The organism is Limnospira platensis NIES-39, from assembly GCF_026000695.1.
GTDB classification, from domain to species: Bacteria; Cyanobacteriota; Cyanobacteriia; order Cyanobacteriales; family Microcoleaceae; genus Limnospira; species Limnospira platensis.
In genome coordinates this window covers 4,953,569-4,976,421 of sequence record NZ_AP026945.1, presented here as the reverse complement: position 1 = coordinate 4,976,421, position 22,853 = coordinate 4,953,569, and the positions used below count along the sequence as shown (strand labels likewise).

15 protein-coding genes and 1 pseudogene are annotated in these 22,853 nt (G+C 43.4%); 5 read left to right on the top strand and 11 right to left on the bottom strand.

Annotation, left to right across the window (positions count from 1 at the left end; translation table 11 throughout):
* Positions 1-129 precede the first annotated feature (129 nt).
* Complete coding sequence (locus tag N39L_RS24580; RefSeq protein ID WP_286131463.1) at positions 130-255, top strand: hypothetical protein; 126 nt, start codon at positions 130-132, stop codon at positions 253-255.
* A 166-nt stretch (positions 256-421) separates the two neighbouring features.
* Entirely contained in the window at positions 422-4,477 is a 4,056-nt protein-coding gene (locus N39L_RS24575) for a CHASE4 domain-containing protein (RefSeq protein WP_006620189.1), read from the top strand.
* Positions 4,478-4,481: 4 nt separating this feature from the next.
* On the opposite strand, the gene N39L_RS24570 is transcribed toward N39L_RS24575, so the two are convergent.
* Positions 4,482-5,246, bottom strand: a complete 765-nt coding sequence (locus N39L_RS24570; protein WP_006620190.1) for an HpsJ family protein — start codon at positions 5,244-5,246, stop codon at positions 4,482-4,484.
* Between the two features lie 416 nt (positions 5,247-5,662).
* Here N39L_RS24570 and N39L_RS24565 point away from each other — a divergent pair, with 416 nt between their 5' ends.
* Positions 5,663-6,289, top strand: a complete 627-nt coding sequence (locus tag N39L_RS24565; protein ID WP_014276660.1) for a hypothetical protein — start codon at positions 5,663-5,665, stop codon at positions 6,287-6,289.
* A 105-nt stretch (positions 6,290-6,394) separates the two neighbouring features.
* Here N39L_RS24565 and N39L_RS24560 read toward each other — a convergent pair whose 3' ends face one another.
* Positions 6,395-7,024, bottom strand: coding sequence for a M23 family metallopeptidase (locus N39L_RS24560; protein WP_006620192.1), 630 nt, complete (start codon positions 7,022-7,024; stop codon positions 6,395-6,397).
* 130 nt (positions 7,025-7,154) lie between these two features.
* Between N39L_RS24560 and N39L_RS24555 the strand changes: the two genes are divergently transcribed.
* A complete protein-coding gene (locus N39L_RS24555; protein ID WP_006620193.1) occupies positions 7,155-7,577 on the top strand; it encodes a hypothetical protein in 423 nt (140 codons plus the stop codon).
* On the opposite strand, the gene N39L_RS24550 is transcribed toward N39L_RS24555, so the two are convergent.
* The 3 genes from N39L_RS24550 to trpS all read right to left on the bottom strand — a co-directional run bounded on the left by N39L_RS24550 (position 7,525) and on the right by trpS (position 10,364).
* On the bottom strand, positions 7,525-8,040 hold the full coding sequence (locus N39L_RS24550; protein ID WP_014276658.1) for a methylmalonic aciduria and homocystinuria type D protein: 516 nt from the start codon (positions 8,038-8,040) through the stop codon (positions 7,525-7,527). The two genes, N39L_RS24555 and N39L_RS24550, sit on opposite strands and share 53 nt — an antisense overlap.
* 361 nt (positions 8,041-8,401) lie before the next feature.
* Positions 8,402-9,292, bottom strand: a complete 891-nt coding sequence (locus N39L_RS24545; protein WP_014276657.1) for a methylenetetrahydrofolate reductase — start codon at positions 9,290-9,292, stop codon at positions 8,402-8,404.
* Positions 9,293-9,353: 61 nt separating this feature from the next.
* Complete coding sequence (trpS, locus tag N39L_RS24540; protein ID WP_014276656.1) at positions 9,354-10,364, bottom strand: tryptophan--tRNA ligase; 1,011 nt, start codon at positions 10,362-10,364, stop codon at positions 9,354-9,356.
* 324 nt (positions 10,365-10,688) lie between these two features.
* Here trpS and N39L_RS24535 point away from each other — a divergent pair.
* A pseudogene (locus N39L_RS24535) lies at positions 10,689-14,888 on the top strand (PAS domain-containing protein).
* Here N39L_RS24535 and ilvA read toward each other — a convergent pair.
* From ilvA to bchL, 6 genes are all read right to left on the bottom strand, one after another.
* Positions 14,885-16,396: a threonine ammonia-lyase, biosynthetic gene (ilvA, locus tag N39L_RS24530; protein WP_006620198.1), complete on the bottom strand. Its 1,512-nt coding sequence runs from the start codon at positions 16,394-16,396 to the stop codon at positions 14,885-14,887. The pseudogene N39L_RS24535 and the gene ilvA sit on opposite strands and share 4 nt — an antisense overlap.
* A gap of 37 nt (positions 16,397-16,433) precedes the next feature.
* Positions 16,434-16,916, bottom strand: a complete 483-nt coding sequence (locus tag N39L_RS24525; RefSeq protein WP_231851995.1) for a hypothetical protein — start codon at positions 16,914-16,916, stop codon at positions 16,434-16,436.
* Positions 16,917-16,934: 18 nt separating this feature from the next.
* The gene (locus N39L_RS24520) at positions 16,935-17,351 is read right to left on the bottom strand and encodes a hypothetical protein (RefSeq protein ID WP_014276651.1); all 417 of its coding nucleotides are present in this window, start codon (positions 17,349-17,351) and stop codon (positions 16,935-16,937) included.
* 94 nt (positions 17,352-17,445) lie between these two features.
* Positions 17,446-18,849, bottom strand: a complete 1,404-nt coding sequence (locus tag N39L_RS24515) for a ferredoxin:protochlorophyllide reductase (ATP-dependent) subunit N (RefSeq protein ID WP_006620199.1) — start codon at positions 18,847-18,849, stop codon at positions 17,446-17,448.
* 177 nt (positions 18,850-19,026) lie between these two features.
* Positions 19,027-20,493 carry a DUF5331 domain-containing protein gene (locus tag N39L_RS24510; protein ID WP_014276650.1) on the bottom strand — a complete coding sequence of 489 codons (1,467 nt, stop codon included), beginning with the start codon at positions 20,491-20,493 and terminating at the stop codon, positions 19,027-19,029.
* Positions 20,494-20,528: 35 nt separating this feature from the next.
* The gene (gene bchL, locus N39L_RS24505) at positions 20,529-21,395 is read right to left on the bottom strand and encodes a ferredoxin:protochlorophyllide reductase (ATP-dependent) iron-sulfur ATP-binding protein (protein ID WP_006616040.1); all 867 of its coding nucleotides are present in this window, start codon (positions 21,393-21,395) and stop codon (positions 20,529-20,531) included.
* Between the last annotated feature and the right edge of the window lie 1,458 nt (positions 21,396-22,853).

Genomic DNA, 22,853 nt, shown 5'->3' with positions numbered 1-22,853 from the left:
CACAAACCTAAGTGAGTTTAGTTGACAGACCTGGGTGGAACATTCGAGAGACTTTCCGGGTCTACCTTGGGAGCAAGGGTTGAAGTTCTTACCTGGGAATGGGTCGCTAGTTCCTAACTGTCAAACCTTATGGTTAAAGATTTTTTTCAAGCCAACCAGACTTACTCCAGGGAGTCTTGGGACAACGGAGGGGAATTACCCAGAAAGCAACAGGATTGTATGTTAGTAGGGGAAGTGATGGTTGTATTACTTTAAACCAGTGGTTGGCGAGGGAGAAATAGCAGAACTGACTTTGCACAATACCCATGGCACTCAAATGGCTTTTGAATGATGCACTTTTGGGGGTCCCGCCCACTCTATATCAATTGCTGTTCCTATCCCTCCCCACCCACAAGGGGATGGGGTTTCTCGGAGGAAGATTATGAAATTGCACAAGAAGACATTGCTCATTATTGGCGCAGCACTAATTAGCCTAATTGTGGTGTTGTATACAACAGCATCCTGTATCCTGATTCAGAATTTCCGTAATCTGGAGATTGAGTCGGTGCATCAGGATGTAGTCCGGGTAATTAAAGCCTTAGAGGATGACCTGGCTAATTTAGATACGATCGCTCAAGATCAAGCCAAATGGGATGATACCTATGCCTTTATCAATCAACAAAATAGCCGATATGTGCGATCTAACCTAGCTAACACTATGTTTATGGATCTGAGGCTAAATCTCTTCATTCTGATAGATAGCCAAGGTCAAATCGTCTTCAGCAAAGGTTTCGACATCAACAACCAAACCGAAACCGCCATTCCTCCCAGTCTCTCCCCCCACCTAAAATCAGTCAGTCTGTCATTTTCCAACCCCTCCCGGTCTTGTTTTGAGAAAGAAGAGGAAATCCCCTGTCCCACAATAGGGATCGTCATGTTACCAGAAGGCCCATTGCTGCTATCGGCCCGTCCCATTCTTACCAGTATTGCCCGTGGACCAAGCCGAGGAACCCTAGTAGTAGGTCGCTATCTTGATGCTAAAGAAATAGATCGCCTAACTCAAATTACCCAACTTTCCTTAGAAATCACCCCTTGGAGTCCTCTAGACCCCCAACAAACCCAAGAGATCATCAATACCGAAGACCCCATCAGAGTTCAACCCGTAGACACTTCCACTATTCTAGGGTCTATTCCCCTCCTAGACATTTATAATCGACCGATTCTCAACCTGCAAATCAAAAGCGATCGCCCCATTTTCCGCCAAGGTCGCACCAGCCTAATTTATCTAACATTTTCCCTATTTTTGATCGGCATAATTTTAAGTGCAATTACCATACTGGTATTTGAAAAACTGATTTTAGCCAGACTCTTAGACCTCACCTACAAAATTAATCAAATCGGCCAAAGTCGCGATCCATCCCTACGGCTAACAGTACCCCCAGGGGAAGATGAACTATCCAGCTTAGGAAAAACCATTAATCAAATGTTAGAAGCCTTAGAACAAGCTAACATTCAAAGCCAGGATAGTGAAGAAAGATATCGGCTAATGGCGGAATATTCCACCGATTTAATTACTCATCACTCTCGCCGAGGTTTGATCCGCTACGCCTCCCCCGCCTGTTCGTTGCTATTAGGATATGAGCCGGAAAGTTTAATTGGTCAACACCCCAGTAAATTTTTTCACCCAGATGACCTTAACACACTCAGCAAGACATTAGAAATTGTTTTAAGTCAAAAAGTATCCTATACTCTAACCTATCGTATCCGCCACAAAAACGGCGAATATATTTGGTTTGAAACCACCAGTCGCGCCATTTATCATCCCGAAACCGGGAGAGTCCAAGAAATTCTGGGTGTCTCCAGAGATATTAGCGATCGCAAACAGCGGGAACAGGAACTACAAGACAGCGAAGCCTCAATTAGGAGTCTTTATCAAATCACCTCATCTCGTCATTTAGACTGGCAAGAACAACTCCAGCAAATCCTCAAGTTGGGCTGTGATAAATTCCACTTAGAAGTCGGTATAATTAACCAGATATTGAACCTAGGCACCCCCCAGCCTTCCGCCCAAATTATGGCAGGAATTGACCATAATAATAGCTGGTCATTTGGGGATAATTTTGATTTAAATAATCCGTTGATTTTGGCGACATTAAAGGCTGAAAACCCCCTGATTTTTGAATCAGTGTTAGTCTCCGGATTCCCCTCTTATGCCGATGAAAATTGCTGGCAAATTGAGGCATATATGGCTATTCCTATTAAAGTCTATGGTCAGGTTTATGGAACTCTTTGTTTTTGGAGTCAAAACCCTTTAAATGAGCCATTTAGAGCCGTTGACCAAGAACTATTAAAACTCATGGCGCAGTGGATAGGTAGTGAAATAGAACGACAGCAAACCGCCCAAGAATTGAGTGAAGCCAGGGATGAGGCTCTCGCAGCCACTCGTGCCAAAAGTGAATTTTTAGCCACTATGAGCCATGAAATTAGGACTCCCATGAATGCAGTAATTGGGATGACCGGATTGTTATTAGATACTCCTTTAAGTCTAGTTCAACAGGATTTTGTCGAAACCATTCGCAGCAGTAGTGATGCCCTACTTTCTTTAATTAATGATATCCTAGATTTCTCCAAAATAGAATCAGGAAAATTAGACCTAGAAGCCTTCCCCTTTAGTTTACGCACTTGTCTTGAAGAATCCCTGGACTTATTGGCGACCAAAGCCGCGAGTAAATCCCTAGAATTGGGATATTTCATTGATGCTTATACCCCCAATGAAGTGGTGGGAGATATGGCAAGAGTTAGGCAAATTTTAGTGAATTTACTCAGCAACGCCGTTAAGTTTACCGCCCGGGGTGAAGTGTTGGTATCAGTGTCAGCAAAACCACTGTTTTCGGATTTAGAATTGACTGCAAAATCTATGTATTCTACCCACTATCAAATTGAGGTAGCAGTGTCGGATACAGGTATTGGTATTCCGGTCGATCGCATGAATCGTTTATTTAAGTCCTTTAGTCAGGTTGATGCTTCCACGAATCGACAATATGGCGGGACAGGATTAGGTCTAGCTATTAGTCAGCGACTGGCCGAAATGATGGGGGGTAAAATGTGGGTAGTCAGTGGTGATGCGATCGGTGGTCATCCCCCAGAAAATTGGCAGATAAATAAAGATACTCCCACACAGGGATCTACATTCTATTTTTCCATAGTAGTTCAGAGTAGCCAGAATTTATTACCACAGTGGAATCATGCTGATGAATTAGCCGGAAAACGACTATTAATTATTGACTCTCACCCCACCAATCGCCAAATTTTGACCAAGCAAGTTCAATGCTGGGGTTTAGTGGTAGAAGATACCGACAGCCCCACAGAAGCGATCGCCTGGTTAAAACAAGGTAAAACCTTTGATATCGCCATTGTGGAAATGGAAATCGCCAATTTAGACGGGTTCAATTTTGCCACCCAAGTCCGACAAACTTCAGCCGGCGTTGACCTCCCCTTAGTCATGTTAATTTCCGTCGGTCAACAAAATTTTAACCCCACCGATCATCGAGATTTTGTCGCCTTTCTCAATAAACCCATTAAACAATCACCCCTATACAATATTCTGATTAACGTCCTGTGTGGGGAACCTCTACAGATTAAAAATTGGAGTCGCAACCAAATGCGATCGCCCCAAGATATTCCCCTGTTAGCAGAAAAACTCCCCCTGCGGATTTTATTAGCCGAGGATCACCTAGTTAACCAAAAAGTCGCCCTACAAATTCTGCAAAGAATGGGATATAGGGCTGATGTCGCCGGGAATGGTTTAGAAGTTCTCGAAGCCCTAGAAAGACAGCCCTATGATGTCATTTTAATGGATATGCAGATGCCCATTATGGATGGCTTAGAGGCAGCCCGACAGATTAAAAAACGCTATGATAGCAATGACAACCCCTACTCCCCACGCCCTCGTATTATCGCCGTTACAGCCAATGCTATGGAAAGCGATCGGGCTGAATGTATAGCAGCAGGAATGGACGACTATATCAGCAAACCTATCCGTATGGAACAATTAGTGAAAGTTCTCAGCAACTGTCGCCCCATCACCTGCGATGTCATTGTACCCTCAGTATATGCCAATACCACCGATGATCACAAATCTTCCCCCATTCTTGATCCCACTGTTTTACAAGGACTGCGAGAGATAGAAGCCTTAGAAGAAATAGCCGAAATGTACATCGAAAGTGCCCCCGAACTTCTCAAAACTATTCAAATAGCCCTCCAAAAAAATGATCCGATCGCCTTAAAACAGGCAGCCCATTCCCTTAAATCCATCAGTGGCACTTTGGGCGCTTTTGGTTTATCGGAATTATGTCTGCAACTAGAAATTATGGGCCGTCAAGGAGTAGATGCAGGTGTCCCCATTCCTCAACCATCGGCGGAATCATTTTATACTCAGATTCAAGCCGAGTTAGAAAGAGTCAAGGAAGCCCTGACCAATGAAGCCCAGCAAATTTGACCATTTAAACCGCTTTTTTGCGACTGCGTTTGTTGATTAAGCCACTCCAGGCGATAGTCAAATAGCAACTAGCCAGCAGTAAGCTACCTAAGCCTACCCGCAGATTAGATTTGAAAGTCCCCAGTTGCGATCGCTTTTCCGCCTCTCGCCGACGGTTTTCAATTTCCCGTTTCAGTTCTTGGCCAATAGCATCGCTTTGGACTCCCAACACTTCCGGGTTTTCCTGAAATTGTTGCAGGCGGGCTAATTGTGCTTCCGTAAGCTGTTGTTCTTGGATATAATCTTCTAAGCGCTGCTGATTGCCTAAGATAGCTAACATCTGCGTTTGTTGTTCTTGCAGACGTTCCTCTAGCTGTACTTGGGCCGTCGCTGCATCCTGATTAATTTTCTCAATCGTTTCATTACTCGCCGCTATAGTAGTGCCAACGTGCAGGGGAATCAGCACTAAATACATCACCCCCAGAATGCCAGAAATCACATAAACCCAAAATTTCAGACTGTTGAACCCCTGTTTAGGCTTTTCTGGTGATAGACCAGCTACCTCCTGTAACCCGTACGCACAAAACATTAAGGCGATCGCCAACACCGGAATCACCCCTTGTTCTACCATCTGAGTAGTAAAATTCAATTGCCATCTCAGATCCCCAAAATTCGGTGGCACAAACAGCAAAATATAGTTAATTAGGGCAAAAAAGAATAAAATCACCCCCGCCAGCCTCAAAAATCCAGCAGCCTGGGACGGGATTTGATTTCGAGTTGTTCCTTTCATAACACTATCACTTTCCGTATTTTTACTGAGACTCTCCCATTCTATCCTGAGCTACCTTCACCCTGAACTCGCTATGATATTACCTCAAAACCACCCTCTCGCCACCATTTTTCCGCTCAATATTGATTGCCGGCTTCCCCTTTATCCCCAAAACCCTAGCCACTTTTTCCGTGAAAATACTGACTTGACAGCAGATTTTGAGTAGACAATCACCCTCAACCACCTTTACATAATTTTCTCAGATTTTACAACATCTTTACACAACAAATATTGACATCAACACCTATCTTTAGCTATGCTGGAGGAAAGTTAAGCGACTTCAGCAACCCATAATTGTCTTGATTTTTTGATGGATTCAGACCCCGGCTATTAACTGTGAAATTCCCTCACCAACTGATTCTAAATTATAACTAACTATGAAAAAATTACTAACAACCATCGGCACCGTCTCTTTCTTGGTAGTAGGCTGGAGTGTTTCTCCCGCCGCCGCCTTTCCCCCTTGGGCAATGCCACCAGAAGAACCAGATGAGGAATTAATCTTTAATGGCGAAGTCCTCAATGATGACCAAACAGATTTTGTCTATGATGTAGCAGATTTCCTAGGAATTACCACCGAAGATTTACTTAATGATCCTGGCCAAATGGATGGCTTGCACACTGGCGGTAAACAAGAAATCAACAGAGACAGCTTCGGTGTCTTCCACAAAAACGGCTGTAGTGTGAATGCCGACTGCGCCTTAAAAGCCATTGGTTTAGGTCTCACTCTCCAATGTCTCGGTTCAGGTTACGATCCTGAAGCCTGGGCTAGATGTCTGCAACGCCGAAATGAGGATGCTTACTATGCAGCCCTTGACTGTACTTGGCAACAGTCCAGCCCAAGTAAATCCTGTGATTTCTTCGCCCACGGCGATACTAACAACACCTATGCCTGCAACGCCACTAACCCAGTAGCAGCATTACATCAAAGTTCCGTAGAATTGCCCACCTTTTCCCAAGGCAGTCCATCGGAACGGGTATCCATTGATCTACTTTCCCGAGGCTAAATTGAGCCCTGTTAGCAATCCTAACAGACCCACAAAAAACAAAACAACCGGGCGCACAGTATGAACCTATACTCCGCGCCCCACAAAACCTAACCAGCTATTTGTTCAACGTTGAGACAAACGCTGGTTTTGTTGATGATACATAGCAATCAGAACACGGGCCGGATCAACCCACCGATTACTATACTTGAGTCCCCAGTGCAAGTGAGGTCCGGTAGTTCTCCCGGTCATCCCAACCCGCGCAATTCTAGTCCCGGCTGCCACAATTTGACCTTTGCGAAGTTCCAGACCGCCGCCACGGTCAATAAAGTAAGTACCATTAGCATTACTTTGTACATGACCCTGAACGTGGCAATAGATATGTTCCCACTGTCCTGACTGGATAATAATTCCCGTGCCGCAGCGATTATCCTCCCAGAGTTCGACTACCTGTCCGCTCCACCAATTGCGGATATAACTCCCCATAGGTGCGGCTAAGTCTAAACCATAGTGAAACCCACCAGCACGATAGCCAAAAGGTGATGTATACTGCTGGAAATTTTCCACCGGAAAAGAAGCATTACCCCAATCGACCCCTACCGCTACTTGGGAGGCTGATGCCTTAGTTGCACCTATATCTAACTGTTGTCCCCCCCAAGGAATTAGAGTCAGACACACGAAACCTACCAGAACCCATAGCATTCGTTTCAGAAGGGTCGGACGCTTGAAAACTTGCAGGGGGTTGAGTTTTGCCATGATTATTGATTCCTCAATCACCAAAATCTATTAATGAATTACCGGATGCACCCACAAGGGTTATATTTAAATCAATTCCCGTATAGCACACATTTGATATTCTGCCACCATTAGGCATAAACAGAACATAATGTTAACTGATTATTTTTCATGGGCGATGGAAACCCCTGTTATATCGATATTTCTGGGTTGGTTCCCGTTGAATACAACGGCTATGGCTGGGACGGCGTTATGGTCGCTGGCATTAAGTTTGGGGTTTTCCCCCCTCAGTGAATTACTCATGGAAAAACTCACGGGGTGGCTAGATTGGGCTGAACGTCCCTTTTATGGGTCAGATGAACAATTTGAGGAAACGCGCACTAGCAGGGAGTCGGGAAATATTTTTTTTGCTTCTATCTTCAGCGTTGTACCGTTTCTAATGGTGGGGGGATTATTGAATTGGGGAGTTGAATTGGGGTTGGGACCTTCTTGGTCTATCAGTGTGGGAGTCATTGCGGCGGTTACCTGTGGGGTTTATGAGTTGGGGCGACGCGATAGCCAGCAAAATCGATAGCTTTGTTGATTTCATCTGGCGGCGCAGAGGATATCAACACACTGGGATAAACGGCGGTTCCCCATTGGGGATGAATTACGATGGTACAGGGTCCCTTTTGCAGAGAAAGGTTTAAGGATGTCGCGACAGTTAAAGCATCACTATGGTGGATTTCTCCGGGTTTCGACAGCAACGGATAACCGCTGGGAGGGTAGATAATATCGGTCATCCATCCCTGGGAATTAAGTTGTTGGGCTACGGGTTGGGCGAATTCTAAAAAGCGATCGCATAATCGGTTTTTCTCCTGCTCAATTATATCATTAGTTGTGGTTAAGGGGAACTGCGATCGCTGTAAAAAAATCACTATCCAAACATCATCAGAGTTCCAATCTGGTAGAATCCGCCTTAAATTAGCCGCGACAAAAGCCGTGGGGGGATGAATGGAAATATTAGGCGATCGCACCTCGGTTATATTGTCGCTCATGGTAATTTGGGGGGAATTATGGCAAAAGTTAGATTTTGGTCACATTGAAGCTAAGAATCTCTTGATTGGCTTGGGATAATTTCTCAGTTCTGAGGGCTATGATAATGTATTGAATAAATCCTTGAGTTGCTTTACCATTTGATTGAATTATTGCGCCCAAATGCCAACTTCATCTACTCGGTTAGTCAGACCTGATTCAAATCACCTTCACCAGTTTTGGTAACAGCTTCGCCTTCTCTAGCCATCAAGTACATTCTGAAGCCCCTCCCCCAGGGGGAAAGGGGTGTAGACGCGCGGTGGCTTCTCCTGGAGTTGGCTGTATCCCATCATATCGAAAACTCCATGGTTCTACCCTCCGCTATTATGGTAATGGGGGGATATTGGCTGCATCTAATATTTTCGGGATGAGGTCTTCTCGTTTAACCGCCATAAGGTGAACACCTCGGCAAATTTGACGTGCAATTTGTACTTGTTCCGCCGCAATTTTAATGCCTTCTTCCAGGGGATGTGATGATTTTTCTAAACGGTGGATAATGTGGTCGGGGATGTTAACACCGGGAACATATTTGTTAATAAAAATGGCATTTTTCGCGGATTTCAGGAGGAAAATTCCCGCCAAAATCGGTTTATCCGTATCAGAAGCCACTTGATTCATGAATTTATAGAGCCTTTCAAAATCCGTGATTAATTGACTTTGAAAGAAACAAGCCCCGGCTTTTAATTTGCGATAAAAACGACTTTGTAACCCGGAAAAACTGGGAGATTGGGGGTCTACTGCGGCTCCCGGAAATAGGTCTGTCCGACCATGGGGCAGCTTTTTGTCATTCCAATCCATGCCATTATTTAGCTTATTAATAGCTTGTAATAGGCGCACGGATTCAAAATCAAAAACTGGTTTAGCATTAACATGATCTCCCGCTTTGACTGGATCACCTGTGAGGGCGAGAATATTCCTAATTCCTAGGGCGTGCGCTCCCAGGAGGTCGGCTTGTAAACCAATCCGGTTGCGATCGCGACAAGCCACTTGTAAAATCGGTTCAATGCCATGATGTTGCAGAATCACGCAGGAAGCTAGGGAACTCATCCCTAAAACAGCCCGACTGCCATCAGTAATATTAACCCCATGGACGCGTTTTTTTAGACCCCGCGCCATCTCGATCATGTGAGTGGGATCGCCGCCTTTTGGGGGTGCTACTTCGGCAGTAATAACAAATTCTTTGGGATTCAAACAAGCAGTCCGAAAGCGGTTCATAAGGCAGGCTGTTTTAGATAAGAAAATGAGGTTAGGTAAAACGTAAATTAGGGCAGGGAGATTACAAAGGCTTAGAATAACCTAGGGCATCTTTAACCCTGGTTAAGGTTTGATTGGCTACGGCCTGAGCTTGTTCCCGGCCTCTACGCAATATAGACTCTAAATAACTACGATCGCTCATGACTTCTTTGTAGCGTTCCTGAATAGGTGTCAGGGCGGCGATCGCCGTTTCCGTCAGCAGGGGTTTAAACTGTCCCCACCCCATCTCTGCACATTCAGCCGCCACTTGTGCTTTAGTTTGGTTAGAGAGCAAAGCATATAGACTCAGCAGATTATGACATTCGGGGCGGTCTGGAACATCAAAAGCTAACCCTCGCACCGAGTCAGTTTTGCAGCGTTTAATTTTCTTAACGATCGCATCTGGGGGGTCTAATAAGTTAATCCGGCTTAACTCGGAGGGGTCAGACTTAGACATTTTCTTAGTCCCATCAGTTAAACTCATGACCCGCGCGCCTTCTGTACGAATGAGAGGTTCAGGGATTTTGAGAATTTCCTGATCGGGTTGACCGAATAAATGGTTAAATCTGCCAGCAATATCCCGTGTCAGTTCCAAATGTTGTTTTTGGTCTTCCCCAACCGGAACGCGATCGGCATCATAAAGCAAAATGTCGGCGGCCATCAATACCGGATAATCCAATAAACCCGTACTGACATTTTCCCCCTGCTTAACGGCTTTTTCCTTAAACTGGATCATATCTTGCAGCCAGTTAATGGGGGTCAGACAGTTGAGAAGCCAGGTTAACTCACTGTGGGCGGAAATATGGGACTGTACAAAAATAGTTGAATCTTCTGGGTCGATACCACAGGCTAAATAAAGGGCTGCGATCGTGTAGGTATCCGCCGCCAGAGTCGCGGGGTTGTGGGGAACCGTGATCGCGTGTAGGTCTACCACACAGAAAAAGTTATCATACTGTTTCTGACCTTCTACCCAGTTGCGGATCGCGCCCAGATAGTTACCTAGGTGTAGGTTTCCCGTTGGTTGTACTCCTGAGAGAATTCGCTGCTTATCCATGATTGCTGCTGTGAACTTAACTTAAAACTCTATTTTAAACAATACAAAGCGGGGTTTTGAACTGAATTGGGAATTATACCGGAACTTGGGCCCTGTCCCCATAGACCCCATAGACCAGGTTCAACCCACTAACGGCAAATTTTACCATGGTTTATTTAGGGGGTAGATATTTGGTTAGCAAATCTGGCAAAATGGAATCATAGGCATTGATAATTTTTAGTGATTCAGTCAACAGTATTTGATACGGGGGCGGGAATATAACTCTACACTGTGAATTTTCCGAGTTAATTTTTCCTAAGATGATTCAGACAGGGGACAAATCCAATGATTCCACAGATTTTAGCACGATCAGACCAACTTACTACGGCGACTCCTAGGGAAAACTTGCTTTTCAAAATAGCTAACCAGATGGTTGAGTTGGCTAATTTAAACACGATTTTTGATACGGTAGTCACGGAATTATCTGAGTTGTGGCAAAGCGATCGCGCTTTGATTTGTCCCTTAGAATCTGATGGTAGTCTCCAGATAAGAGCTGCCTCTTTTCAGGATATTTGCTGGTTTGTCAGCGAGGAAAACATCGCCCCAATATTCTGGAAGTATCAGGCATTTATAGACGAAGTAATGGCGATCGCTGATATTTATCAGACCCATCTAGGAGATGATTATATAGAATTTCTGGCTCGGCTGCAAGTGCGGGGAATTTTGATAGTTCCTATTTGGGTGAGTGGAGATATTTGGGGATATTTGATTGTTCATCAGTGTAGTGATAGCCGGAAATGGCTACCAGAGGAAGTAGATCTGCTGAAGATTATATCTGTACATTTGGCGATCGCTATTCAACAAGCCAATTTGCTCGAAAAATTGCAAAATTTAAACACCCATGTACTCAATCCTCAATATTCAGAAGTATCATTTCGGGCTTTACTTGCTAATCTTCCTGGTGCGATTTATCGCTGTGCTTGTGACCAAGATTGGACGATGAAATTTATCAGCCATGCCATTGAAGATATTTGCGGTTATCGAGCGGATGAAGTTATCAACAATCGGGTGATCTCCTATAATAACATCATTCATCCTGATGACAAAAAAGCTGTCGCCACCGAGATTTTACAAGCTGTAGCTGTACATGAATCATTTATTGTAGAATACCGGATTATTCATCGAGATGGTGGTATTCGTTGGGTTGATGAAAAGGGTAGGGGTAAGTTTGATGAACAGGGAAATTTGCTGGGTCTCGATGGTGCAATTTTTGACATAACTGAGCGTCAGAATACCGAACTAGCTTTACAGCAAAAAACCCAAGAATTATATGATTTTTTTTCCATGGCTATGGATTTGCTTTGTATTGCTGACTTAGAAGGAAGATTTTTGCGATTAAATCAACAGTGGGAAATCAGCTTAGGATATACCATAGAAGAGTTAGAGGGTCGGTTTTTTATAGAATTTTTGCATCCCGATGATGTGCAACCTACCCTTGAGCAAATATCAAATTTATCTCAAAAAAATTCGGTGCTTAATTTTGTCAATCGCTATCAAGCTAAGGATGGTTCTTATCGTTGGATAGAGTGGCGTTCTACTCCCGTAGGCGATCGCATTTATGCAGCAGCTAGGGATATTACAGACCGCAAAAAAGCGGAAATTGCTTTACAAGAGAGTGAACAACGTTGGCAATTTGCTTTAGAAGGAAATGGTGATGGAGTTTGGGATTGGAATGCTCAAACCAATCAGGTTTATTTTTCTCGACGTTGGAAACAACTTCTCGGCTTTAGGGATGAGGAAATTAGCGATAATGTTGAGGAGTGGGAAAAACGAATACATCCCGATGATAAACCGCAAGTATTCGAGGCATTAAATAAACACCTAAATGATGAAACAGAGCAATATATTAGTGAACATCGTATTCAGTGCAAAGATGGTAGTTATCAATGGATTCTTGATCGGGGTCGGGTGATGTATCGCAGTCCCGACGGAAAACCGCTGCGGGTAATTGGAACTCACACGGATATTAGCGAACAGCAAGCTGCACTGCGTGAACGCAAAAAAACTGAACTGGCTTTAAAAGAGAGTGAAGAAAAGTTTCGTCAGTTAGCCGAAAATATCCATCAAGTTTTCTTTATTAATAGCGCTATTGGAGAAATGCTTTATGTGTCTCCCGCTTATGAGCAAATTTGGCAACAAAGTCGAGATAGTTTATATAAAAATCCTAGTTTATGGTTAATGTGTGTTCATCCAGAAGACCGTAACGCTATGACTGAGGCTTTAAATAAGCAAATTAGTCAAGGTATTGCTTTTAATGAAACTTACCGAATTGTTAGACCAGATGGCTCAATTCGTTGGATTGAGTCTCGTGCTTTTCCAGTGCGAGATAAACAGGGAAACATTTATCGATATACTGGTATTGCTGAAGATATAACTCATCGTAAAAACCTCGAAAATGCTCTACAAAATTAACTACAAAAAACCCTAATCATCCAGAGAATTACTGAGAAAATTCGTCAGAGTTTAGATGTTCAAGAAATTTTCACAACGGCAGTGGAACAAATTGGTAAAGCCTTTAAAGTCAACTGCTGTCTAATTCATACTTACCAAAAATATCCTTTGCCCCATGGGGCTTTAGTAGCTAAATATTCTCAGCATCCATGTCATTTACTTGGGGATTTAAAGGAGGCGGTAGCCTTTGATAATGACCCTTATATAGAGTACATAGTGGAGCAAAATAGGGCGATTTCATGCCATAAAAATGATTGCTTAATTAAGCTATCAGAACTGAATATGGCTTCTCCTTTTTTGCAGACCCATGAATATTTTGAAGAGTCAGAAAATCTGAAATCCATGTTGGCGATCGCCACTTTCTATCATGGTCAACCTAATGGTATTATTAGCCTGCATCAATGCGACCATAAGCGAGTCTGGACTGTTGATGAAATGGAACTTATAGAAGCGATAGCACGCCAATTAGGAATTGCGATCGCTCACGCACAACTACTCTCCCAAGAAAAAGAGCAACGCCAAGAATTAACCTATAAAAATATTAGACTTAAAAAGATGACGGAGGAAGCCAAAGCCGCCAACCGCGCGAAAAGCGAATTTTTGGCTAATATGAGCCATGAAATTCGGACACCCATGAATGCAGTTTTAGGCTTTGCGGATTTATTACAATCAACAATTACCGACCCTCAAGCTAGTTCTTATATTAAGGCGATCGCCTCTAGTGGTCGCACTTTGTTAGCATTAATCAATGACATTTTAGACCTCTCCAAAATCGAAGCCGGGAAATTACAATTACACTATGAACCCGTTAATATCCGCACCATCATTAATGAAATCGAACATATTTTTGAACAAAAAACCAAGGAAAAAAACATTAAACTACAAGTTTATATAGCCCCAGAAATACCCTACAGTATTATCATGGATGAAGTCCGGCTGCGACAAATTCTATTTAATATTGTAGGAAACTCAATCAAATTTACAGAATTTGGGTCAGTTAAAATTATGGCTTCTTGTTCACAACTCAAACCAAATCATCCCTATAATTCTATTAACCTCAAAATTGCCATTACTGATACAGGTATTGGTATTTCTCCCGAAGACCAACAGAAGATTTTTGACTCATTTACCCAAAGCGAAGGTCAAAGTAACCGCAAATACGGAGGGACAGGTTTAGGTTTAACTATTACAGAAAGGTTAGTCCATCTCCTAGGTGGTTCAATTCATCTGGAAAGCCAAATCAACCAAGGAAGCACATTTACCTTTGATTTCCCTGATGTCAAAATAGCCACAGAAACCACAATATTATCGCCTCTAATAGCCCTTGATGATAATTTAGGACAGTTTAAACCTGCTAGTATTTTAGTGGCTGATGATGTCCGTTCTAATCTGGATTTACTAGCCGAATATTTCGCCAATACATATCATACAATCATCACCGCCAAAGATGGAGAAGAAGCCATTAGGTTAGCCCAAATTTATCAGCCAGATATTATTTTTATGGACTTACGGATGCCTCGTATGGATGGACGATAAGCCACCCAGTTTCTCAAACACAACGAACTAACTAGCCATATTCCCATTGTCCTATTAACAGCATCTCCCCAACAGCGCCATGAACAAGATTTGCAGCAATTATGCGATGGTTTTTTATCAAAACCTGTGACTAAAGCACAAATTGTAGCTGAACTCAAGAAGTTCCTAAATTCTACTCAATTCACCGAAGCCACAGATAAACAGCCATCATATCAAGTCTCATTAAAACCTGTGAGATTACCAGAATTAGCCGCCAAATTGCGTCAGGAAGTAGAACTTACTTTACCTCATTTACGAGAAACTTTAGTTTCCCGAGAAATTAAGCAGTTTATTCAAAATTTAGAGATGTTAGGACAAGAACACCAATCGACAGTTTTACTCGATTATGTGGCAACCCTCAAACAGCAACTTCAGGATTTTGATTGGGATAACATTCCCAAAACTGTCGCTAAATTTGCCGAAATTCCTGAACAGTTAATCATGGAAAATTATCATTAACCTAAAAACAATTTATAGGCAGGATTTTTATTTTCATCCCAATAGCGATATCCTAGGGTGTCTAAAAACTCTTGCCATTTCTGCATTTCCTGGGGGGGAACTTGCATTCCAACCACAATACGGCCGTAGTCTGAGCCATTGTTGCGATAGTGAAATAAACTAATATTCCAAGTGTGACTCATAGACTCGACAAACTTCATTAATGCACCCGGACGTTCGGGAAACTCGAAACGATATAATAACTCATCATGAGCCAGAGGAGAACGACCGCCTACCATATGGCGCAAGTGCATTTTAGTTAATTCATCATCTGTTAAATCGATGGCGATTAAATCATGTTCGGCAAAGTTTTCTGTTAACTTTTGGGCATCTTCCCGGCCTTTAATTTGAACACCGACAAAAATATGGGCTTCTTTTTCGTCGGCAATGCGATAGTTAAATTCGGTGAGATTACGTTTTCCTAAGCAGTTACAAAACTTGCGTAAACTTCCCGGTTGTTCAGGAATTGTCACGGCAAAAATCGCCTCGCGTCGTTCTCCAAATTCGGCTCTTTCTGCGACAAATTGCAGACGGTCAAAGTTCATATTTGCGCCACAGGCTACAGCAATTAAAGTACAATTATTGAGCTTCTCCCTTTCCACATAGGCTTTCATTCCGGCGATCGCTAATGCACCAGCGGGCTCTAAAATTGATCTAGTATCCTCAAACACATCCTTAATCGCGGCACAAATATCATCAGTTCCCACTAAAATAATATCATCTACATAAGTTTGACAGAGGCGAAAAGTCTCCTCTCCCACCTGTCGCACCGCCACCCCATCAGCAAATAATCCCACCTCGGATAATTTTACCCTATGTCCAGCTTTCAAAGATTGAGACATCGCATCAGCATCCACAGGTTCCACCCCAATAATTTTAATTTCTGGTCGCAGTCGTTTCACATAAGCCGCAATACCAGAAATCAAACCGCCGCCTCCTATAGCCACAAAGATAGCATCAATAGGCTTTTGATATTGCCTTAATATTTCCATGGCAATAGTTCCCTGTCCAGCAATCACGTCTGGGTCATCGAAGGGATGAATAAAAGTTAGGTTTTTTTCGACTTCTAATTGGCGCGCGTAAGCATAGGCATCATCAAAGGTTTCTCCATATAAAACTACCTCCCCGCCTCTAGCTTTAACCGCCTGTACTTTCACATCTGGGGTAGTAGTTGGCATAACAATAATTGCCCGACTTCCTAGGCGACTTGCTCCCAAAGCTACCCCCTGGGCGTGATTTCCCGCTGAGGCGGCTATTACTCCCTGGGCGAGGCTTTCCGGGGTTAATTGGGCTATTTTATTATAGGCTCCCCGCAGTTTAAATGAGAACACAGACTGCATATCTTCTCGCTTGAGGAGGACTTGATTATTTAACCTTTCGGATAGTCTAGGAGCTAATTCTAGGGGGGTTTCCTGGGCGACATCATAGACCCGGGCGGTGAGGATTCGTTTTAGGTAGTCGGAGTGCATAACTTTGGGCCAAAGGTCAAAATTGCATGAATTTAGATTATACTGTACTTAGGTGATTCATGACTTGCTGATAAAACCAATTATTGCGATCGCGACATTCTTGTAAACTTTCCGGATAAGATTGGCAGTGTTTAAGATGCGATCGCCAATTATCCGTACTGCACAAAAATTTACTTTCATCAAATCGCTGATATAGAGTTTTTCCCAATATTTTTATCTCCCGTTTTGGTTGTTTCCAATGAATCCCTGGATACATAGCAACTGGATGTTTTAGGGTCAAAAATTTACTGGTAAATGGGAAAGCTAAAACCTTTCGTCCCAGCAGTGTTCCCCAATAGGCTCCGTGGAAAGAACTGGTTAAAATAGTTTCCCCTGAAGCCAAAAAACTAATAATTTCCTCAAAGTTGTTACCTTCATTAGTCATCCGAGGAAATGAATCAATTTTAAGTTGAAATTTTTTATGCGAAAATACTACAAATTCCTGCTGAATAGAGTATTCCTTATCAAAAAATCCATCCATGCAGCTCACGCAGGGAACTCAATCATAACCTTGATTATAGTCCCTAATTCCAATACAATTAAAATCTTTTAAATAAGGGGTATAGTCAAAAATATTGTTATTATAGGGTGAGTGTGAACCATCTGTTAAACCGGAATTTTTCAGTTGATAAACCTGCTGTCCGGCTCCCCATAAAATCAAACTATTGCCATTTGTACCAGCTTGTAAACGTTGAAAATTCGGCAAAAAGCGGTCAAACATTAACCCACCACCACCAACGATCGCATGATGATTCAATAGAGTTTCCGCGTCTTCTAGTGGCGGGGAATTATCCAGAGTCCGAATATCTCGCTTGATAACTTCATAACCCGGAAACTGAAAATAATTGACTGGGGACGAGAACAAATCCCCAATATTCTTAGGGTCAATAACATGATAATTAACGATTGTGTTCATAGTCATATCTGCTGGACAATGTATCGAAAATCCTAATCAAACGCGAAAAGAGCGACCTAAAGCGATCGCTCTCCTTTCCATCAACAGTAATTGATTAAACCTTAGCCTCCTTCACCAAATTACTCCAACCCAAATCTTTCAGGTTATGGTTACGACGGAGGGGACGAGTCACCAACTCCAGAATATCACGAGCATTAGTAAACCCATGAATTTGAGCAAAAGTAAACTCAACCGACCACTTAGTATTAATACCCCGCGCCTCCAAAGGATTCGCATGAGCCATACCCGTAATTACCAGATCCGGCTGAAGTTCATAAATCCGTTGAATCTGATTATAATTATCCGGCTTTTCCATAATTTTCGGAGCCGGAACCCCCATTTCATGACAAGTTTTTTCCAGTAAGTCTAACTCCGCCTTTTGGTAGCGCTTATCCATATAAGGAATGCCAATTTCCGCGCAAGTCATCCCACAGCGAATCAAGAAACGTGCTAGGGAAATTTCTAACAAATTATCCCCCATAAAGAACACCGACTTACCCCGGATTAACTCAAGATAATCCTCTAAATTCGCCCAAATTTGAGCTTCTCGTTCATCTAATCCCTGGGGTTCAATACCGAATACAGAGCAAATTTTTTCAATCCAAGCTCGTGTTCCATCAGGTCCAATGGGGAACGGTGCGCCAATCAGTTTACACTTACGACGACGCATTAAAGTAGTTGCGGTGCGCGAGAGAAACGGATTTACCCCCGATACATAATAACCCTCTTCTAAAACCGGAAGTTCCGTATAACGCTTCGCTGGAAGCCATCCAGATACCTTAATCCCCTGTTTTTTCAACTCCAAACTCAGATTAGTTACTACCGGGTCTGGGAGGGAACCAAATAACACTAACGGGGGATGGTCTACATATTCTGACTCTTCCTTAGTGACATCCTCATTTTTTTTACCAAAACTCAGCAATTTCTGAATCGCATTGCGATCGCCTGAAGTCGCCGTAGTCGCATCTTTTTCAGGTTCTTTCGGACAGCGATTAGCCATCGCCGCTAGAACCGTATCTTCTCCCTGGGTAAAAGCATAATCTAAACCATTTGCTCTCGCCACCACAATAGGAATTCCAATTTCACCCTCTAATTTAGGAGCCAACCCCTCCAAATCCATTTTAATGATTTCAGTAGTACAGGTTCCGATCCATACAATTACACTAGGATTGCGATCGCGTTTAATTTGCAAACACAGTCGTTTTAATTCATCATAATCATTAAGTTGAGCCGAAATATCACCCTCTTCTAACTCAGCCATTGCATAACGAGGTTCTGCAAAAATCATCACCCCCATCGCATTTTGTAAGAAATAGCCGCAGGTTTTTGTACCAATTACTAAAAAGAAACTATCTTCAATTTTCTGGTACAACCACGCCACACAACTAATCGGACAAAAAGTGTGATAATTACCAGTTTCACATTCAAAGGTAAGTGCTTCAGGTTGAGCAACAGTCATATATTTCTCCTTATAATTAAGCCAGTTTTAGTGTCACTTTTTAAGCTGTTGACACCCAGCTATTTATGAGATGACAACCTGGCAGAAATTTAGACATGATCAACGGTTGACTTTGGCTACTAACTTCCAAAATCATAATGAGTACACCAGCCTGTTAGATGTTAAGGAATGATTGACTTATTTAAAGTCTGATATTGAGATATCATCATCATTTGATTCGGTCAGGCTGTCCAGATCTAAATCAAACTTATCTGTATCTCCAGTCGTTACCTCTCCTAGCTCTTCTAAACTGATTTCCTCTAAATCTCCTAAGTCTCCTAAGTCTCCTAAATCGCCTAAATCGCTGTCGTCATCATTCAAGTCTCCTATATCTAAATCATCATCAGAGGAACTACCAAAGTCTCCTAAATCATCATCTCCATCTAGGCTAAGATCTAGCTCTCCGATATCATCTGAGGAATCATCTTTAAATGGATTACTTTCCTCTAAATCTAAATCATCCGTAGCTAGATCATCCCCAGCATCATCTAGGTCTAAACCTAAATCCATGTCATCGGTGGCTAAGTCATCCCCAGCATCATCTAGGTCTAAACCTAAATCCATGTCATCGGTAGCTAAGTCATCGGTAGCATCATCGAGACCTAAATCCATGTCATCGGTGGCTAAGTCATCCCCAGCATCATCTAGGTCTAAACCTAAATCCATGTCATCGGTAGCTAAGTCATCGGTAGCATCATCGAGACCTAAATCCATGTCATCGGTGGCTAAGTCATCCCCAGCATCATCTAGGTCTAAACCTAAATCCATGTCATCGGTAGCTAAGTCATCGGTAGCATCATCACCGAGACCTAAATCCATGTCGTCGGTGGCTAAGTCATCGGTAGCATCATCACCGAGACCTAAATCCATATCATCGGTAGCTAAGTCATCGGTAGCATCATCACCGAGACCTAAATCCATGTCATCGGTAGCTAAGTCATCGGTAGCATCATCGAGACCTAAATCCATGTCATCGGTAGCTAAGTCATCGGTAGCATCATCACCGAGACCTAAATCCATGTCATCGGTAGCTAAGTCATCGGTAGCATCATCACCGAGACCTAAATCCATGTCATCGGTAGCTAAGTCATCGGTAGCATCATCACCGAGACCTAAATCCATGTCATCGGTAGCTAAGTCATCGGTAGCATCATCACCGAGGTCTAAACCTAAGTCATCGGTAGCTAATTCTTCCTCAGCATCACCGAGACCTAAATCTTCCTCTGGCTCTGGTTCAAGTGTTAGCTCTCGGGGAGGATGGTATCCCGGCGCAGCCTTTACAGGTTCTTGAGCAACCGGAGGCTGATCAGGTAAAGAACCAGAAATCCTGGCCAGCTCATGCTCTGGGTCAAAATGTAAACCCAGAACCTCAATCAACTTTTCTGGATCAGGATTAAGTTTGGAAAAGGGGAACATCAACAGAGCCGCTTCTGGGTCGAGGGCGTTGATAGTCCCCAAAATCATGGCTGAGGATGGCCTTCTACCTCCATCCGGGGTGTCAATGGAACTAATGTCCATTTGTAAAACCAACCATTCACGATTAGCCTGATAGTAGTCTAACCACTTTTGTTTCAGGGTAGTAGTAAACTCCTGGAAGAAAGCCATAACCTCTTATTCCTTATCCTGAGTAGCTAGACTTATTAAACCATCATCAGGTCTAGCTCATCTTCCTGAGTTTGAACAGAAGGCTTGGTTGGATTGAGGTAAAAATCAGACAGAAGAGAGAACAATTCCCTATCTGGCGCATCTTTGGGAACTACACCCTCCGGCTGAGACAGGATTTGATCAGCAATATTAAGATAGTAATCGCAGACATAACTTAGAGATGGGTCAGTTTCCGCCATCTCAAACAGGGTTTTCCCCTTAACCCGAGATACCCGGATATCTTCAATTAGCGGCAATACTTCCAAAACTGGCATAGGGACCGACTCGACATATTTATCAATCAGATCGCGCTTAGAGGTCCGGTTCCCAATCAAACCCGCTAACCGTAGGGGGTGAGTCCGAGATTTTTCCCGCACAGAAGCGGAGATGCGATTAGCTGCAAATAAGGCATCAAAGCCATTATCGGTGACAATCATGCAATAGTCAGCATAATTGAGGGGGGCGGCGAAACCACCACAAACCACGTCCCCAAGAACATCAAACAGGATGACATCGTATTCATCAAAGGCATTTAGTTCTTTGAGAAGTTTAACGGTTTCTCCGACCACATAGCCACCACAACCAGCACCAGCCGGGGGACCGCCTGCTTCTACGCAATCAACGCCGCCATAGCCTTTATAGATGACATCTTCGGGCCATATATCCTCATAGTGATAGTCTTTTTCCTGCAAGGTATCAATAATAGTAGGAATTAGGAACCCTGTGAGGGTAAATGTGCTGTCGTGTTTGGGATCGCAGCCAATTTGCAGGACTTTTTTACCCCGTTTGGCTAGGGCCACGGAAATATTGCAACTGGTTGTTGATTTGCCAATTCCACCTTTTCCATATACTGCGAGTTTCACGATTTTTTCTCCTGGGGCATACTTTTTCAATCATGGGGGGGCTGAGTAGTTAGGACTAACTCAGCATCCCAAGTTTTTTATCTTTGCTTTTGTTGGGGTGGCGATCGCTATTTCAGGTAGTACGGTTTTTGTCTTACCCCATAACATCGCTGTCCCTCTTGATTGCCATTATTGATGAATTTTCCGCAAATGGAAAGGGGCTATAAATTTATATTTAGTCGGAAAATAAAGCATTTTAGTTTATCAAGGATATATAAATATCTCATGGTCTCTCATAACAGCTCAAGTAAATTTATCAAGTTTTATGATAATTTGTGCCTTTTTTAGAGTAAAAGAGTTACAATACACAAATTAGTAGGGTGCGTAGACCCCTAAATCATCTATCTGGGAGGGGAAACGGATAAATAAGCTGACGCACCGAATAGACCCGTTGTAGGGTGCGTCAGACCCCTGAATCATCTATCTGGGAGGGGAAACGGATAAATAAGCTGACGCACCGAATAGACCCGTTGTAGGGTGCGTCAGACCCCTGAATCATCATCTGGGAGGGGAAACGGATAAATAAGCTGACGCACCGAATAGACCCGTTGTAGGGTGCGTCAGACCCCTAAATCATCTATCTGGGAGGGGACACATAAATAAGCTGACGCACCGAATAGACCCGTTGTAGGGTGCGTCAGACCCCTGAATCATCTATCTGGGAGGGGAAACGGATAAATAAGCTGACGCACCGAATAGACCCGTTGTAGGGTGCGTCAGACCCCTAAATCATCTATCTGGGAGGGGAAACGGATAAATAAGCTGACGCACCGAATAGACCCGTTGTAGGGTGCGTCAGACCCCTAAATCATCTATCTGGGAGGGGAAACGGATAAATAAGCTGACGCACCGAATAGACCCGTTGTAGGGTGCGTCAGACCCCTGAATCATCATCTGGGAGGGGAAACGGATAAATAAGCTGACGCACCGAATAGACCCGTTGTAGGGTGCGTCAGACCCCTAAATCATCTATCTGGGAGGGGACACATAAATAAGCTGACGCACCGAATAGACCCGTTGTAGGGTGCGTCAGACCCCTGAATCATCTATCTGGGAGGGGACACATAAATAAGCTGACGCACCGAATAGACCCGTTGTAGGGTGCGTCAGACCCCTGAATCATCTATCTGGGAGGGGAAACGGATAAATAAGCTGACGCACCGAATAGACCCGTTGTAGGGTGCGTCAGACCCCTAAATCATCTATCTGGGAGGGGAAACGGATAAATAAGCTGACGCACCGAATAGACCCGTTGTAGGGTGCGTCAGACCCCTAAATCATCTATCTGGGAGGGGACACGGATAAATAAGCTGACGCACCGAATAGACCCGTTGTAGGGTGCGTCAGACCCCTAAATCATCTATCTGGGAGGGGAAACGGATAAATAAGCTGACGCACCGAATAGACCCGTTGTAGGGT